The organism is Pseudomonas sp. PME37.24/025 (assembly GCF_055556615.1).
The window spans coordinates 1-231 of the sequence record NZ_JBVHNK010000506.1 but is presented as its reverse complement, the minus strand read 5'-3'; the positions used below and the strand labels follow the sequence as shown (position 1 = coordinate 231).

At 69.3% G+C, this 231-nt stretch carries 1 protein-coding gene; it reads right to left on the bottom strand.

The window, feature by feature from the left end; all coding sequences use genetic code 11:
• Positions 1–193, bottom strand: a 193-nt coding sequence (locus ACZ3HH_RS31245; RefSeq protein WP_465810624.1) for a hypothetical protein, incomplete at its 3' end; no start/stop codon positions are given.
• Positions 194–231: the final 38 nt, after the last annotated feature.

The window sequence follows — 231 nt, the reverse complement described above, 5'->3', positions numbered from 1 at the left end:
TGGTGCCGGCGCTGCTGCGGTAGGGGAACTTGAGTGCCGCTGTGAACTTGCCGAGGCGGCGAGCGATGGTCGCGGGGTCCGGCTCGCCGTCGAGGATCGTGCTGATGAAGCGGAAGTCCTGGGCGGGGAGGAGGGCGATGTGCGCGCCGATGCGCCGGTCGTCTTCGCGCCAGATGTCGATGCTGCCGGCCATGGATCCGTCGCCGCTGAGCGAGAATCCGGTGTCGGTCG